Below are 14,495 nucleotides of genomic sequence, written 5' to 3'. Positions count from 1 at the left end.
GGCTAGCTGTTGCCTCGACCTTCTGATTCCCGATACCGACACTGGCAACATGCAGTTCGGGAGAGAGGTATGGGCGTACGGAATTGCATCAGTTCGGTCCACTCAGGCGGTTGTATAACCACGCAAAGAAGGCGCCGGCCGCAAAGAACCAGACCGCGAACACAAGGGCCGGGTAGACAACAAACCACCAGGACAATGGCTCGCGGGTCTGAAGGCGTCGGAAATCGAGTCCGTGAAAAAGAGCGTTCATGAAGTTCATGAACGGTCCAGGAAGCGCCATCCATACGAGTGTGCACAAGACATAGAACAGCACAACCGTGGCTGAAAGCGTCGCGCCAGTCTTGAAGGGTTTCATGGCAGCCTCCTCATCCCGGAAGATTGCGATCGAGTTCGGCAGTGCCAGCTACGGGTGAGCCGCCTGAAATCAATGCACTTGAGCCGGGCGTTTCCCAAACAAGCTGGGTACGAAGCGCGGCGTGTGTGCCGCGTATTCACGCCACGCAGTGCCGAACCGCGCCTCCGAATCATGCTCCTCTTGTATGGCTAGTCGAACGTACATGAAAACGAGAATGGGGAACATGGCCAAAGTCACGAGCGTGGGCCATTGGAGCAGGAAACCCAGCATGATCACGACGAACCCGACGTACTGAGGATGCCTGATTTTCGCGTAGGGTCCGGTGGTGGCCAACGCCTTGCCACGCTGAGCTTCATACAGCACGTGCCACGCCGTGGACAGCAAGTAGAAGCCGCCCAGTATGAAGAAGAAGCTGAGGAGATGCGGAAGTCCGCCATGCGGGTCGCCGTGCCTGCCGGTCAAGGTCCACCACAGGTGCCCTGCATCGTGAGATAGCAAATTCGTGTGCGGAAATCGCGTCTGCATCCAGCCCGATAGCAAGTAGACGGTGAGCGGAAACCCGTACATTTCTGCGAATAGCGCGACGATGAAGGCGGAGAATCCACCGAACGTTCGCCAGTCCCGCTTTGTCGCTGGATTGAAGAAGCTGAACGCGAAGATGATGAAGACGAGAGAATTGATGGCTACGAGGCTCCACAGGCCGTAACCGTCACCGATGCTGGTCATGACCGTCTCCCGAATGAGGGCGCCTGCCGGTCGATTTCGTCCCGTCGTGCCTGTGCCCGTGGTGCATGAACAGATGCATCAGCGGGCACGAGAGCAACAGTAGATATGGCAAGACGCCAAGGAAGTGGGCGCGGTGTTCGGAAAGCAGGAGGAATAGCGCTATTGCAGTGAATGCTACGAGTGCAATGGCTGACCGTGATTTCCAGAATGGCCGGGCACCATGCGAGCTGTCATCCATGGTTGTCTCCCGTTTCGCCTCGTCTCACTTCTCGGCCGGATGCTCTTGCGCAGCCTGACGGTCCATCATTGCCTGCATCATCATTTGCATCATATCCATGCGCATTTCCATACTCCCGCGCCGCGCCGACATCGGCATACCGGACGAGCGAGCACCCATCATCTCCATCATGCTCATGCCGTTTTGCATGACTTTCATTTGCTCGTCCATCAGGGCGGCGCGTTCTTGAGGCGTCCTCGCGTTCATCATCTTTTCGTGCATGGCGCGCATGGCCTGCATCTGGTCGTCCGCCTCGCGGTTTGACTTGCTCGGCGCTTTTGCGGCTGCCTTATTCGGATGATGGGCATCGTGAGCTGCATTGTCGGCGGCCGCCGGCGTGCCGGCGATTGCAACGGCACTGACCATGCCGAGCGTCGCAATTGCGATTGCGAGTTTGTGCGGGAATGCCATCTTGTTCTCCAGGAGCATGGTTCTTCAGAGCCGGTCGAACCCTGAAACCACTCTATGCTGACGCTCCTTCGATGGCTTGACGTGGCTCAACGAATCACGCGCCGTATTCTTCATATGTAGCGCGGCCGTGGAGCCGACACGCGCCCGAGACGGTGCATCGCTCCGGGCGCGCTCGACAATTCAGCATTGACGTGCATCAACCCTGCGACCGCCGAGCTACTTACGATAGGCAGTGCACCGGTGAGCGGCGGAATGCCGGGAATACAAGGCAGAGGCGCGTCCATGTCGAAAAGTTCTATGGCAATGTCCGCACGGCGCCGTCTGGCCCGCGCACTTCTGACAGGCGCATCGGCGCTGAGCTTGCTGTCTCTCTCAGGGTGCGGCTATAACGCCATCCAGAGCCAGGACGAGCAGGTGAGGGCCAGCTGGTCGGAAGTTCTCAATCAGTATCAACGGCGTGCCGACCTGGTTCCCAACCTCGTCAACACAGTGAAGGGGTACGCGGACCAGGAAAAGGAAGTGCTGGTCCGTGTGACGGAGGCGCGGGCGAAAGTGGGTGAGATTCGCGCCACACCGGAACTCATTGCTGACCCGCAGGCGCTCGCAAAATTCGAAGCCGCGCAAGGACAGCTCACGTCGTCTCTATCACGGCTGCTCGTGGTTTCGGAAAACTATCCGCAATTGAAGTCGGACGCGAATTTCCGGGACCTGCAGGCGCAGCTCGAGGGTACGGAAAATCGTATCGCGGTAGCCCGAAACCGATACATTCGCTCCGTTCAGACGTACAACACGACGATACGTTCGTTCCCGAACAATTTGACTGCAAAGGCCTTCGGCTATCTGGAGCGCCCCAACTTCTCCGTAAGCAACGAAGCTGAAATTTCCAGACCGCCGCGGGTCGACTTCGGCTCGCCGCCGGCCTCTGCAGGCGGGACATCCAATTGAACGTGCTCCGACTGGCGCTGGCCGTCGTTCTAACCTCGTTTCTCCTGGGCGGAGCCGGTGCGCTCGCGGACGTCCCCGTCCCGCCGTTGACGTCGAGAGTCACCGATGAAACCGGAACCTTGACCAGCGACCAGTCGGCCAGCCTCGAGAAGACGTTGAGAGAGTTTGAGGCGAAACGAGGAACGCAGTTTTCAGTTCTCATCGTTCCGACCACGGAGCCCGAAACCATCGAACAGTATTCGATGCGAGTCGTCGAGCAATGGAAGCTCGGCCGCAAGAATGTGGACGACGGCGCGCTCCTGATTGTCGCGAAAAACGACCGAGCGCTTCGAATCGAGGTCGGGTACGGCCTCGAAGGCGTGCTCACCGATGCAGCGAGCAATCGCATCATCAACGAGGCGATCGTTCCGCGGTTCCGAAACGGGGACTTCTACGGTGGCATCACCGCCGGCGTCGACGGCATGATACGCGTCGCCAGCGGCGAGGCGTTGCCGCCACCGCGGCGATTACCTCGGGCAAGCGACGGCGCCGGACGGTTGCTTCCCGTTCTCTTCCTCCTGACGGTCATGGCCGGTGGCCTGCTGCGCGCCATGTTCGGGCGACTGCCCGGCGCCGTCGTGACCGGCGGTGTCGTCGGGGCAATCGCGTGGATCTTATCGCAGGCGCTTTTTGTCGCCATCGCGGCGGGAATGATGGCGCTGCTCTTCACGTTGCTGGGGGGCGGTATGAGAGCCGCTGACGGGCGCTTCATCGATGGTCGCGGCGGGCGTTTCGGCCGTGATTCGAATCGCGACATCTTTCGCGGCGGCGGTGGGGGCTTCGGCGGCGGTGGCGCATCGGGACGGTGGTGAGCATGGACCTGAAACGTCTCTTCCGACATCTTTTCGCGACCCGCTGGCGGGTCGACAAGGCATTTTCACGGCGGACGCTGATCTCGATCGAAGAGGCTGTACGTGCCAGTCATCGCGTGCACGTGGGTCAGGTCAGGTTTGCTGTGGAAGGGGCGCTGCATATCGGCGCGTTGCTGAAGGGCACCTCTGCGAGGGACCGTGCCATCGAGGTTTTCTCGGACCTCCGGGTTTGGGACACGGAGCACAACAACGGCATTCTCATCTATCTGCTCCTTGCGGACCGGGACGTCGAAATTGTCGTGGACCGAGGCATACACGCCAGAGTGGACCAACGCGAATGGGAGGCGATTTGCGAAGCCATGGAGGCTCATTTCCAGCAGGGCGACTATCGGTCAGGTGTTCTGCGAGGTATCGAGCAAGTTACGGAGCTGCTGAAAAAACACTTTCCGATTCACGGTCCGTGGCTCGATGATCTTTCGAGTGCGCCCGTTGTGATATGAGTTCCGAAGCTCGACATCGGTCCTCTTGAACCTGTCCACACCGAGAAAATGTCGACTCCAAAACGCCCCGATTTCGAGGAGCAGATGGCCACCCGAAAAAAGGGGCACTGAAAAAAGCTCCAGCGCCCCTTTTGGCTTTGATGCTGGTTTGCGCTCGTCAGGTAAGGCGCAGCCGGCAGGTAAGCGTCCCGTAACCCAAACCACAACAAGGCCCGTAACCGAGACTAATGGAACTCGGCACAGCCCGGCCCTCCACGATATGCCCTCACTCCACCGTCACCGACTTGGCCAGATTCCTCGGCTTATCAATATCCGTCCCCCGTGCCAACGCCGCGTGATAAGCCAGCAATTGCATCGGCACCGTATGCAGGATCGGCGACAACGGCCCGTAGTACTCATTGAGCCGAATCACCTCGATCCCCTCACTCGGCACCAACCCGCAGTCCACGTCCGCGAACACGAAAAGCCTGCCGTTCCGCGCGCTGACCTCATGCATGTTCGACCTGAGCTTTTCGAGCAGCACGTCATTCGGCGCCACCGCAATCACGGGCATTTCATTACTGACCAACGCCAGCGGCCCATGCTTCAACTCCCCGGCGGGATAAGCCTCCGCGTGGATATACGAAATCTCCTTCATCTTCAGCGCGCCTTCGAGCGCGATCGGATAATGCATTCCGCGTCCGAGAAACAGCATGTTGTCGCGTCGCGCGAGCAACTCCGACCAGCCCATGATCTGCGGCTCCAGCGCGAGCACCTTCGACATCGCATCGGGCAGATGCCGCAGCGCGCGCAGATTCGCCTTCTCCTCGTCGTCGCTCAACCGCCCGCGCACCTGCGCCAGTGACAACGTCAGCAAGAACAACGCCACGAGCTGCGTCGTAAAAGCCTTCGTCGACGCCACCCCGATCTCGATCCCCGCACGCGTGACGAACTGCAGCGCGCATTCGCGCATCAGCGCGCTCGTCGCGACGTTGCAGATCGCGAGCGTGTGCAGCATCCCGCGCTGCCTCGCGACGTGCACGGCCCCGAGCACGTCAGCCGTCTCGCCGCTCTGCGACACCGCGACGACCAGCGTGCGCGGATTCGGCACGCTGTCGCGATACCGGAACTCGCTCGCGATCTCGACACTAGCCGGCAGCTTCGCGATGCTCTCGATCCAGTACTTCGCGGTCAGCGCTGCGTGATAGCTGCCGCCGCACGCGAGCAGCAACACCGAATCGACGTCGTTGAACGCGCGCCACGCGCCGTCGCCGAACAGCTCCGGCATGATCGACCCGACATCGAGCAGCGTATCGGCCACCGCCTGCGGCTGCTCGAAGATCTCCTTCTGCATGTAATAGCGATACGATCCGAGATCGGCCGCGCCGCTATGCGCGGCCACCCGCTGCACCGCACGCTCGACGCGTTGGCCGGCCGCATCGACGATCCAGTAGCGATGCAGCTGGATATCGGCAACGTCACCGTTCTCGAGGTAAGCGATCCGATCGGTGATGCCCGACAACGCGATCGCATCCGACGCCAGGAAATTCTCGCCATCCCCGACACCGACGACGAGCGGCATCCCGTCGCGCGCACCGACGATCCGGTGCGGCTCGTCGCGGCACATCACCGCGATCGCGTAGCTGCCGCGTAGTCGCGCGACCGCGCGGCGCACCGCGTCGAACAGGTCGCCGTCGTACAGGTGATCGATCAGGTGCGCGATTGCCTCGCTGTCGGTCTGGCTCGCGAACACATAACCATGCGCCTGCAGTTCCGCGCGCAGCTGATCGCAGTTCTCGATGATCCCGTTGTGCGACAGCGCGATGCGCGCGTTGTCGTCGCTCGGCGAGAAGTGCGGATGCGCATTGAGCGTGACGGGCGCGCCATGCGTCGCCCAGCGCGTATGCGCAATGCCGGTGTAGCCCGACAGCGCATGCCCGGCGATCTCGCGCTGCAGGTTGGCGACGCGGTCGACGCTGCGCGCGCGGGCCAGCGCGCGATCGCGATAGACCACGACGCCGCACGAGTCGTAGCCGCGGTATTCGAGCCGCTTCAGCCCGTCGACGAGGTTCGGCAGGATGTCCCGCTGGGCAACCGCCCCGACAATTCCACACATAGCGCGCTCCGTAAATGTCCTGTCTGGACCCGTGACAGCGATGGTAGAGGTGCACGAATGGAATTAAATTTCAAAATACATCGGTAGATGAAACAGACAGGCGATCGTCTATCATGTTGGAATTAAATTTCACACCCTGACCGGAAGGAGCCGTCCATGGCCGGCATCACGCTCGACGATCTCGACCTGCGCATTCTCGCGATCCTGCAGGACGACGCATCGGTGTCGAACCTGCAACTCGCCGAGCGCGCGCTGTCGTCGCCGCCGACCTGCATGCGTCGCGTGCGGCGGCTGACGGAGGCGGGCGTGATCCGCCGCCAGGTCGCGGTGCTCGATCCGGTCGCGATCGGCACGGCGGTCACGGCGCTGATCGAGATCAGCCTCGACCGGCAGACGGCCGAAGACTACGACGCGTTCGAAGCCTACGTGTGCGCGGAGCCGGCGGTCACGCAGTGCTACCGCGTGTCGCCGGGGCCGGATTTCGTGGTGGTGGCCGACCTGGCCGACGTCGCCGAATACGACGCGTTCGCGCGGCGGCTGTTCACCGGCGCATCGAACGTGCGCAACGTGCGGACGTTCTTCTCGACGCATCGTGCGAAGTTCGAGGCGAACGCGCGGGTCGCGCATGCGATGCGCAAGCGTGCGTAATCGTGCGTAATCGTGCGTAATCGTGCGTAATCGTGCGTAAGCGCAGCCGTCACGCCGCGGCGTCTGCCGCGAGTTGCAGCGGCTTGCCGTACCCGAAGCAGTGCGCCGGCTCGGGAAACACGCGCTGCCGCACGTCGTGCGCGTACTGGCGGATCGCGTCGCGCATCACCGCGTTCGCATCGGCGTAGCGCTTCACGAAGCGCGGCGTGTACGCGTCGAATGCGCCGATCATGTCCTCGGTCACGAGTACCTGCCCGTCGCACGCGGGCGATGCGCCGATGCCGATGGTCGGGATCGACAGTGTTTCGGTCAGATGGCGCGCGAGCGCTTCCGCGGTGCCCTCGACGACGACGCTGAACGCGCCGGCCCGCTCGGCCGCGCACGCGGCGTCGAACACCTGCGCGGCCGAGCGCGGGTCCATCCCCTGCGCGCGGAAGCCGCCGGTCGCATTGGCCTGCTGCGGCATGAGGCCGACGTGCGCCATCACCGGAATGCCGCGCTCCGTCAGGAAGCGGATCGTGTCGGCCATCTCGCTGCCGCCTTCGAGCTTGACGCCTTGCGCGCCGGTTTCGGCGAGCAGCCGCGCGGCGGAGCGATACGCTTGCGCGGGCGATTCCTGATACGTCGAAAACGGCAGATCGACGACGACGCACGCCTGCGCGGTGCCACGCACGACTGCCGCGCCGTGCGCGCTCATCATGTCGAGCGTGACGCGCAGCGTATCGGGCATGCCGTACAGCACCATGCCGACGGAGTCGCCGACGATGATCACGTCGGCCACTTCGTCGACGAGCTTCGCCATCGGCGCGGAATAGGCGGTGAGCGAGACGAGGCTGCCGATGCCTTTCGTCGCGCGGATCGCGGTGACGGTCTTGCGGGTGGTGCGGGTATGCGCGCTCATGAACGGAAGCCGTGAGAAAGAAGAGTCGTTACGGTAGCATCGCGATCGTGCATGCAATGACCTTCGGAGGACGTCTTATGTCGCTGGCGGGACAATCGGGTGATCCGTATGCGGTGCCGTCGATGGCGCGCCTGCCGAGGCCGCTGTTCGTGCGCGCGTTCGGGATTCCCGGCAACGCGAGCGTCGACGCGCATAGTCACCCGTGGGCCCAGCTGATGTATGCGACGAGCGGCGTGCTGGAGGTATCGACACCGTCGGGCCGGCATCTGCTGCCGCCGCACTATGCGATGTGGATTCCGCCGCACGTGCCGCACGCGGTGTCGACGCGCGATTGCGTCGCGTTCCACAGCCTGTATCTCGACGATGCGATCGCGCGCGACGATGCTGCCGACGATTGCATGATCCTCTGCATGACGCCGCTGTTGCGCGAGCTGGTGATCGCGACCGGCGAGTTACCGGTGAACTACGACGAGTCGGGGCCGGACGGTGCGCTCGTGTGCCTGATCGCCGACCGGATCGCGCGGATGCGGCCCGCGCCGCTGACGGTGCCGCTGCCGCACGATTCGCGTCTGCTCAAAATCGCGCGTGCCTTGCATGCGCATCCGGGCGACACGCGCAGTCTGGACGAATGGGGCCGTCAGGTCGGTGCGACACGGCGCACGCTGTCGCGTCTGTTCCGGCAGGACACGGGGCTGTCGTTCACCGAGTGGCGGCAGGCCATGCGGCTGCTCGCGGCGCTGCCGCTGCTCGATGCGGGCGAGCCGATCGGCGCGGTGGCCGCACAACTGGGCTACGACTCGACGTCGTCGTTCATCGCGCTGTTTCAGGCGAAGTTCAACGTGACGCCCGGCGTGTATGCGAAGCGTGAAGCGCGCCGGCCGGCATTGAGCGCATGACGCGGCAACGCGCGCCGCGGATCTTCGTTCAGAACGCCAGCGACTGCTGCATCGGATGACGTTCCCCGCGCGCGAACCCGGCGCCTTCGAGCGACAACAACGCGCGTTTGCGTTCGATGCCGCCTGCATAACCGGTCAGGCTGCCCGACGCGCCGATCACGCGATGGCACGGCACCATGATCGACACAGGATTGCGGCCAACCGCGCCACCGACGGCACGCGCCGCGCTCATCGGCAGCCCGACGCGTTCGGTGATGTCGCCGTACGAAACCAGCTCGCCGAACGGAATCGCGAGCAGTTCCTTCCACACGCTGCGCTGAAACGCGGTGCCGCGCAGATCAATCGGCACCGAGAAGGTCTCGCGCGTGCCGGTGAAGTATTCGGCGACTTCCTCGGCGACCTTGCGCGCGAGCGGCGACGCGCCGCGTACGTCCGCGTCCGGCGCGATCGCCAGCGGCGGATAGTATTTCTGGCCGACGAAAAAAAGGCCCGTCAGCGCATCGTCCTCGATACGGATGGCGATGTCGCCCAGCGGGCTCGGAATCAGATGAGCGTGCGTCATCGCGAAGCTTCTCCATGAAGGCGCCACACATGCAGTGCGGCATACGCGCGCCACGGCGCCCAGTGCGCCGCGTGCGGCGCGGATGATGCGATGTGCAAACGCTCGGCGGCGGCGCGCGGAGCAAGCCACGCGTCGTCGGCGGGAAACGCGTTCGGCCAGGCCATCGCACGCATCGCGACGTACTGCACCGCGCATTCGTCGAAGCCGGGCAGCGCGCGCAACGCGCGGAGCGTCGCATCGAGCGGCGCCATCGGTTCGAGCGCGAGCGTGCCGTCGGCGACCGCACGTGCCAGCGCCACGATCGCCTGCGCCGCATCACGCGTCACGCCGGTTGCTTCGAGCGCCGCCGGCGGCACACTCGCCAGCGTTACTGCCGAAGGCAATGCATGCGTGAGCCCCGGCGGCGCGTGGTCCACCCGCGTGCCGAAGCGTTCGGCCACACGTGCCAGCACCCCACCAGCCGGCGTCGCCGCAAGTCGTTCGCCCGCGATCGCACGGATCGCGATCTCGAGCCCGTCGAACGCGCCGGGCACGCGCAGGCCGGGCGAGCCGCTCGCGAGTGCGCCGAGATGCGCGTCGATCACGTCGGGGCGGCTGTCGAGATCGAACAGCCGCCGCACGCGCGCGAGCACGGCCGGTACGACGGGCGTCAGCTCGGGCGATACGGTCACCGCGAGCGCAAACCGCTGCGGCACGTGCGTGACGGACAGCCAGCCCGTCAGATGCGTGTCGCCGTTGCCGTTCGGCAGCGCGACGACGCGCGCATAGCCGTGCGCGTCGATCCGCTCGACGCCGCCGATCCGCCGCTGCGCGAGAAATTGCATCAGCTCGGGCCACGCGAACGGCGGCCGGTACGGCAGCGGAAAGGTCATGTCGCCATCGGCGGATGGGCCGGCGCCCTTGCGCAAGCGCAGCGGATTGAGGCCGTAGCGTTGGCGGAACAAATCGTTGAAGCGTCGCACGCTGCCGAATCCGGCGGTCGAGGCAACGACCGCCACCGGCAGCGCGGTATCGGTCAGGAGACGCTTGGCCATCAAGAGCCGGTGCGTCTGCGCGAACTCAACCGGCGACACGCCGAACTGCGCGGCGAAGATCCGGCGCAGATGGCGCTCGGTCACGCCGACCCGCCGCGCGAGCGCGTCGACGGAATGCTCGTTCAGGAAACCGTCCTCGATCAGCGTGGCGGCCGCGTCGGCGAGATTGCCGGACAGGTCGAGCAGCCCGTGGCCGGGCGCGAGCTCGGGCCGGCAGCGCATGCACGGGCGAAAGCCGGCTTTCTCGGCGGCCGCGGCGGTCGCGTAATAACTGCAGTTCTGCGCCTTCGGCGGTTTCACCGGGCAAACGGGGCGGCAATACACGCCGGTCGTCGACACGCCGACGAAGAACCAGCCGTCGAAGCGGCGGTTCCGCGCGAGCAGGGCGTCGTAGCAGGTGTCGGGATCGAGGCGCATGCGACGACTGTAAACCATCCGCGCCGTCGATTCTGGCTGGAATCGGACATGTGTATCGACGCGCCATCCCGCGTCGTGGCCCCGTTTCGCACGCGGGAGAATCCCGGAAAAACGGTTAATGCCACTCTGCGAAACAGTCATCTCTTTTTGCGCGGCCAATTTTGAGATGACTCATCGAAATCCCCGACTGACACGGCACCGGGCCACGCCCTATCCTTTGAAAAACGTTTTCCAGAACTCGACGGACGAGCGGCCGTGCCACGCAAGGGGCGTGGCCGCCGCCCGCCCCGGCGCCCGTCGCCGGTCACGGACAGCACAATCCAGCGGCGCGACGGGCGCGACCGCGTATCGGAGACATTCATGCAATCCGCCGTCGTCGGTGCCGTGCGCACCGCGGCCAGCCGCTACCGCTGGACCGTTTGTGCGCTGCTGTTCTTCGCGACCGTCATCAACTACATGGATCGACAGATCCTCGGCCTGCTCGCGCCGATGCTGCAGCACGACATCGGCTGGACCCAGGTGCAGTACGGCCGCATCGTGATGGCGTTTTCCGCGTTCTATGCGATCGGCCTGCTCGGCTTCGGGCGCATCGTCGACTGGCTCGGCACGCGCATCTCGTATGCGGTCGCGATGCTGGTGTGGAGCATCGCGGCGATGCTGCACGCGGCGGTCGGCTCCGTGACGGGCTTCGCGGCGGTGCGCGCGTTGCTCGGGATCGGCGAGGGCGGCAACTTCCCGGCCGCGATCAAGACGACGGCCGAGTGGTTTCCGCGCCGCGAGCGCGCGCTCGCCACCGGCATCTTCAACTCGGGCGCGAACATCGGCGCGGTGTTCGCGCCGGCGATCATCCCGGCGATCGCGGTGGCCTACGGGTGGCGCGCGGCGTTCGTGATCATCGGCGCGATCGGCATCGTGTGGCTCGCGGTGTGGCTGCTGATGTATCGCACGGCCGACACGCGCGCACTCGCCGCGGAATACGACGAGCCGCGCGACGAAGCCGAAGCGCTCGACGCGGCGAACGCGGATGCCGGCGCGCCGCGCTGGGGCGAACTGATCCGCAAGCGCGAGACGTGGGCGTTCCTGATCGGCAAGTTCCTGACCGACCCGGTGTGGTGGTTCTACCTGTTCTGGCTGCCGAAGTGGCTCAACGAGTCGCGCGGGATGGACATGCAGCATATCGGCCTGCCGCTCGTGTGCATCTATGCGCTGACGACGGTCGGCAGCATCGGCGGCGGCTGGCTGTCGTCGGCGCTGCTGCGCGCGGGCTGGAGCGTGAACGGCGCGCGCAAGACGGCGATGCTGTTCTGCGCGTGCTGCGTGCTGCCGATCGCGTTCGTGTCGCAGGTGCAGAGCCTGTGGATCGCGGTGCTGATCGTCGGTCTCGCGGCCGCCGCGCACCAGGGCTGGTCGGCGAACCTGTTCACGACGGCGTCCGACCTGTTCCCGCGCCGCGCGGTCGCGTCGGTGGTCGGCATCGGCGGGATGGCCGGCTCGATCGGCGGCGTGCTGTTCTCGGAAGTGATCGGCCAGGTGCTGCAACGCACGGGCCACTACTGGGTGCTGTTCGCGATCGGCGCGCTGGCCTACCTGCTCGCGCTGGCGATCATGCACATGCTCACGCCGAAGATGAAGCCCGCGAAGCTCGACGCGTGATCGCGTGACGGCAAACGAACGCGCCGCCCGGAGGCGGCGCGTTTTTGTTTGCGAAGCGACGAAGCGACGAAGCGACGAAGCGACGAAGCGACGAAGCGACGAAGCGACGAAGCGACGAAGCGACGAAGCAGCGATACAGCGGATATCGAACGCGATACGCGCTTCAACCCACCGCGGCCGTCGACGCGCGCATGATCAGCCGCGGCTCGAACGTCGAATAGCTCGCCTCGGTACGCCCGGCGAGCGCGTCGACCAGCTTCTGCATCGCGAGCTCGCCCATGTTTTCGCTCTGGATGTCGATGGTGGTCAGCGCGGGCGCCGCGTATGCGCCGTACGGCACGTTGTCGACGCCGGCAACCGACACGTCCTGCGGCAGCCGGAACCCGAGCGACGCCGCTTCCTTCATGAAGCCGAGCGCGATCAGGTCGTTGTAGCAGATCACGGCCTGCGGACGCTGCGGCCCGAGCATCACGCGCGAGCATGCGCGCTCGCCGGCTTCGGCGGTCGGCGCGTGCGCGTCGTGCACGTCGAGCGTGAGCCCCGCTTCCGCGAGACAGTCGCGCGCGCCCTGGATCCGTTCGTCGTTCACGCGCGCGGGCCCGAAGCCGAGGTACGCGATGCGCGTATGGCCGAGATTGAGCAGGTGACGCGCAAGCATGTAGGTGGCGAGCCGGTTGTCGATGCCGACGCTCGGAATCGGCAGGCCGGGGCTGCGCCGCAGCAGCACGAGCGGCTTGTGCAGGTCGAGCATCCAGCCGGCCTGGTCGTCGGGCATCCGCGTGCTGACGATCAGCCCGTCGACGCGCTGCGCGAGCGCCTCGATCAGCGAGCGTTCGCGCGCCTGGTTCTCCTCGGTATCGACGAGCAGCAGCGTGTAGTCGTGCTGGAGCGCGACGCGGTTCGCGCCCTTGACGACGTTCGTGAAGTGCGGGTTGCTGATGTCGAGGATCACGAGGCCGATGGTGCGCGTGCGCCCGGTGATCATCGAGCGCGCGAGCGGGTTCGAACGGTAGCCGAGCCGTTCGATCGCTTCCTTGAGCCGCGCTTCGACGGTCGGCGAAAAGCGCTGCGTGCCGTTCACGTACTTGGAGACCGTCGCGACCGACACGCCGGCTTCCGCGGCCACGTCGCGGATCGTCGGGGAAACTTTTTTCATCGGAAGGGTAACGTTTTCGTTCGATTGCCCCGGATTGTGGCAGAAAAAGCCGGCGTCCGGCCGCCGGACGATATCGGGAAAGTGCGGATGGATGCGAACAGGTTCAACCATTGACGTTCGGCTTTTTCCCCGCGTATAGTTGGAAAACGTTTTCCGATCGTTTGCCGGCTCCGTCGGTTTCGGGCAACGTCCAGGACACCTCAGAACAGATTCAAGGAGATTCGATGAACGCCACATCCACCGGCGCACGCAAGCCGTTCGGGCGCCTGCTGCTGACCGGCGCGGCCGGCAATCTCGGCCGTCAGGTGCGCGGCGCGCTGGCGAACTGGGCCGACGTCGTGCGCGTGAGCGACATCGCCGCGCTGGGCGACGCCGCCCCGCACGAAGAAACCCGGGTCGTCGACCTGGCCGACCGGCCGGCTGTGATGGAACTCGTCGACGGCGTCGACGCGATCGTCCACCTCGGCGGCATTTCGGTCGACGCGCCGTTCGACGATCTCGTCGATGCGAACATCACCGGCACGTACAACCTGTACGAAGCCGCGCGCAAGCACGGCGTGAAGCGCGTCGTGTTCGCGAGCTCGAATCATGCGATCGGGTTCCATCCGGTCACGGAAGTGCTCGATGCCGATTCGCCGCAGCGTCCGGACAGCCTGTATGGCGTGACGAAGTGCTTCGGCGAGTCGCTGTCGCGCTACTACTTCGACCGCTTCGGGATCGAGACGGTGTGCCTGCGGATCGGCTCGTCGTTCGAAGTGCCGAAGAACCCGCGCATGCTCGTGACGTTCCTCAGCTATCGCGACTTCATCGAGCTCGTGCGCTGCTCGCTGCTGACGAACCGCGTCGGGCACGCGATCGTCTACGGCGTGTCGGACAACCCGGTGAAGTGGTGGGACAACACGAAGGCCGGCTTCCTCGGCTTCCGGCCGCAGGACAGTTCCGAGCAGTTCGCCGGGCTGTTCCCGGTGACGGCGCCGAGCGCCGAGTACGACGATCCCGCGCAACGCTTCCAGGGCGGCGGGTTCGTCGTCGGCGAGCCGATGGAGCGCAACGCGAAGTAAGCGAGGC

General features: G+C 64.9%; 16 protein-coding genes. 7 read left to right on the top strand and 9 right to left on the bottom strand.

What is annotated here, in order from left to right; genetic code table 11:
- Window positions 1-88: 88 nt before the first annotated feature.
- From DID98_RS22340 to DID98_RS22325, 4 genes are all read right to left on the bottom strand, one after another.
- Window positions 89-355: a DUF5676 family membrane protein gene (locus DID98_RS22340; RefSeq protein ID WP_124571441.1), complete on the bottom strand. Its 267-nt coding sequence runs from the start codon at window positions 353-355 to the stop codon at window positions 89-91.
- A 69-nt stretch (window positions 356-424) separates the two neighbouring features.
- The gene (locus DID98_RS22335) at window positions 425-1,081 is read right to left on the bottom strand and encodes an isoprenylcysteine carboxylmethyltransferase family protein (protein ID WP_124571440.1); all 657 of its coding nucleotides are present in this window, start codon (window positions 1,079-1,081) and stop codon (window positions 425-427) included.
- Window positions 1,065-1,319 (bottom strand): DUF2933 domain-containing protein, encoded by a 255-nt coding sequence (locus DID98_RS22330; protein ID WP_124571439.1) that lies wholly within the window; start codon window positions 1,317-1,319, stop codon window positions 1,065-1,067. Before DID98_RS22330 ends, DID98_RS22335 begins: the two co-directional genes overlap by 17 nt.
- Before the next feature lie 24 nt (window positions 1,320-1,343).
- Window positions 1,344-1,769 carry a hypothetical protein gene (locus DID98_RS22325; RefSeq protein WP_124571438.1) on the bottom strand — a complete coding sequence of 142 codons (426 nt, stop codon included), beginning with the start codon at window positions 1,767-1,769 and terminating at the stop codon, window positions 1,344-1,346.
- Window positions 1,770-2,072: 303 nt separating this feature from the next.
- On the opposite strand from DID98_RS22325, the gene DID98_RS22320 reads away from it, so the two are divergent.
- The 3 genes from DID98_RS22320 to DID98_RS22310 are packed head-to-tail and all read left to right on the top strand — an operon-like array spanning window position 2,073 to window position 4,065.
- On the top strand, window positions 2,073-2,714 hold the full coding sequence (locus DID98_RS22320) for a LemA family protein (protein ID WP_260428105.1): 642 nt from the start codon (window positions 2,073-2,075) through the stop codon (window positions 2,712-2,714).
- The gene (locus DID98_RS22315; protein WP_124523336.1) at window positions 2,711-3,565 is read left to right on the top strand and encodes a YgcG family protein; all 855 of its coding nucleotides are present in this window, start codon (window positions 2,711-2,713) and stop codon (window positions 3,563-3,565) included. The genes DID98_RS22320 and DID98_RS22315 overlap by 4 nt, the downstream gene beginning before the upstream one ends.
- Window positions 3,566-3,567: 2 nt before the next feature.
- Window positions 3,568-4,065: a TPM domain-containing protein gene (locus DID98_RS22310; RefSeq protein ID WP_124523338.1), complete on the top strand. Its 498-nt coding sequence runs from the start codon at window positions 3,568-3,570 to the stop codon at window positions 4,063-4,065.
- 265 nt (window positions 4,066-4,330) lie between these two features.
- Here the strand turns inward: DID98_RS22310 and glmS are convergent, their stop codons facing one another.
- Window positions 4,331-6,160, bottom strand: a complete 1,830-nt coding sequence (gene glmS, locus DID98_RS22305) for a glutamine--fructose-6-phosphate transaminase (isomerizing) (protein ID WP_124571436.1) — start codon at window positions 6,158-6,160, stop codon at window positions 4,331-4,333.
- A gap of 156 nt (window positions 6,161-6,316) precedes the next feature.
- On the opposite strand from glmS, the gene DID98_RS22300 reads away from it, so the two are divergent.
- Window positions 6,317-6,808: an Lrp/AsnC family transcriptional regulator gene (locus DID98_RS22300; RefSeq protein ID WP_006761025.1), complete on the top strand. Its 492-nt coding sequence runs from the start codon at window positions 6,317-6,319 to the stop codon at window positions 6,806-6,808.
- Window positions 6,809-6,857: 49 nt separating this feature from the next.
- Here DID98_RS22300 and panB read toward each other — a convergent pair whose 3' ends face one another.
- Entirely contained in the window at window positions 6,858-7,709 is an 852-nt protein-coding gene (panB, locus tag DID98_RS22295; protein WP_124571435.1) for a 3-methyl-2-oxobutanoate hydroxymethyltransferase, read from the bottom strand.
- Window positions 7,710-7,786: 77 nt separating this feature from the next.
- On the opposite strand from panB, the gene DID98_RS22290 reads away from it, so the two are divergent.
- Window positions 7,787-8,605, top strand: coding sequence for a helix-turn-helix domain-containing protein (locus DID98_RS22290; RefSeq protein ID WP_124571434.1), 819 nt, complete (start codon window positions 7,787-7,789; stop codon window positions 8,603-8,605).
- Window positions 8,606-8,633: 28 nt separating this feature from the next.
- Here DID98_RS22290 and DID98_RS22285 read toward each other — a convergent pair whose 3' ends face one another.
- The gene (locus DID98_RS22285) at window positions 8,634-9,167 is read right to left on the bottom strand and encodes a methylated-DNA--[protein]-cysteine S-methyltransferase (protein WP_124571433.1); all 534 of its coding nucleotides are present in this window, start codon (window positions 9,165-9,167) and stop codon (window positions 8,634-8,636) included.
- Window positions 9,164-10,636 (bottom strand): DNA-3-methyladenine glycosylase 2 family protein, encoded by a 1,473-nt coding sequence (locus DID98_RS22280; protein WP_124571432.1) that lies wholly within the window; start codon window positions 10,634-10,636, stop codon window positions 9,164-9,166. The genes DID98_RS22285 and DID98_RS22280 overlap by 4 nt, the downstream gene beginning before the upstream one ends.
- Before the next feature lie 342 nt (window positions 10,637-10,978).
- On the opposite strand from DID98_RS22280, the gene DID98_RS22275 reads away from it, so the two are divergent.
- Window positions 10,979-12,271: an MFS transporter gene (locus DID98_RS22275; RefSeq protein WP_124571431.1), complete on the top strand. Its 1,293-nt coding sequence runs from the start codon at window positions 10,979-10,981 to the stop codon at window positions 12,269-12,271.
- A gap of 163 nt (window positions 12,272-12,434) precedes the next feature.
- On the opposite strand, the gene DID98_RS22270 is transcribed toward DID98_RS22275, so the two are convergent.
- Complete coding sequence (locus DID98_RS22270) at window positions 12,435-13,538, bottom strand: LacI family DNA-binding transcriptional regulator (RefSeq protein WP_124571430.1); 1,104 nt, start codon at window positions 13,536-13,538, stop codon at window positions 12,435-12,437.
- Between the two features lie 113 nt (window positions 13,539-13,651).
- Between DID98_RS22270 and DID98_RS22265 the strand changes: the two genes are divergently transcribed.
- Window positions 13,652-14,488, top strand: coding sequence for an NAD(P)-dependent oxidoreductase (locus tag DID98_RS22265; RefSeq protein WP_044848354.1), 837 nt, complete (start codon window positions 13,652-13,654; stop codon window positions 14,486-14,488).
- Window positions 14,489-14,495 lie beyond the last annotated feature (7 nt).

Origin of the sequence: Burkholderia sp. Bp8984, assembly GCF_003853755.1 — a bacterium.
Taxonomy (GTDB): domain Bacteria; phylum Pseudomonadota; class Gammaproteobacteria; order Burkholderiales; family Burkholderiaceae; genus Burkholderia.
The sequence above is the reverse complement of the archived record's forward strand: the minus strand, read 5'-3'. Positions and strand labels throughout refer to the sequence as shown.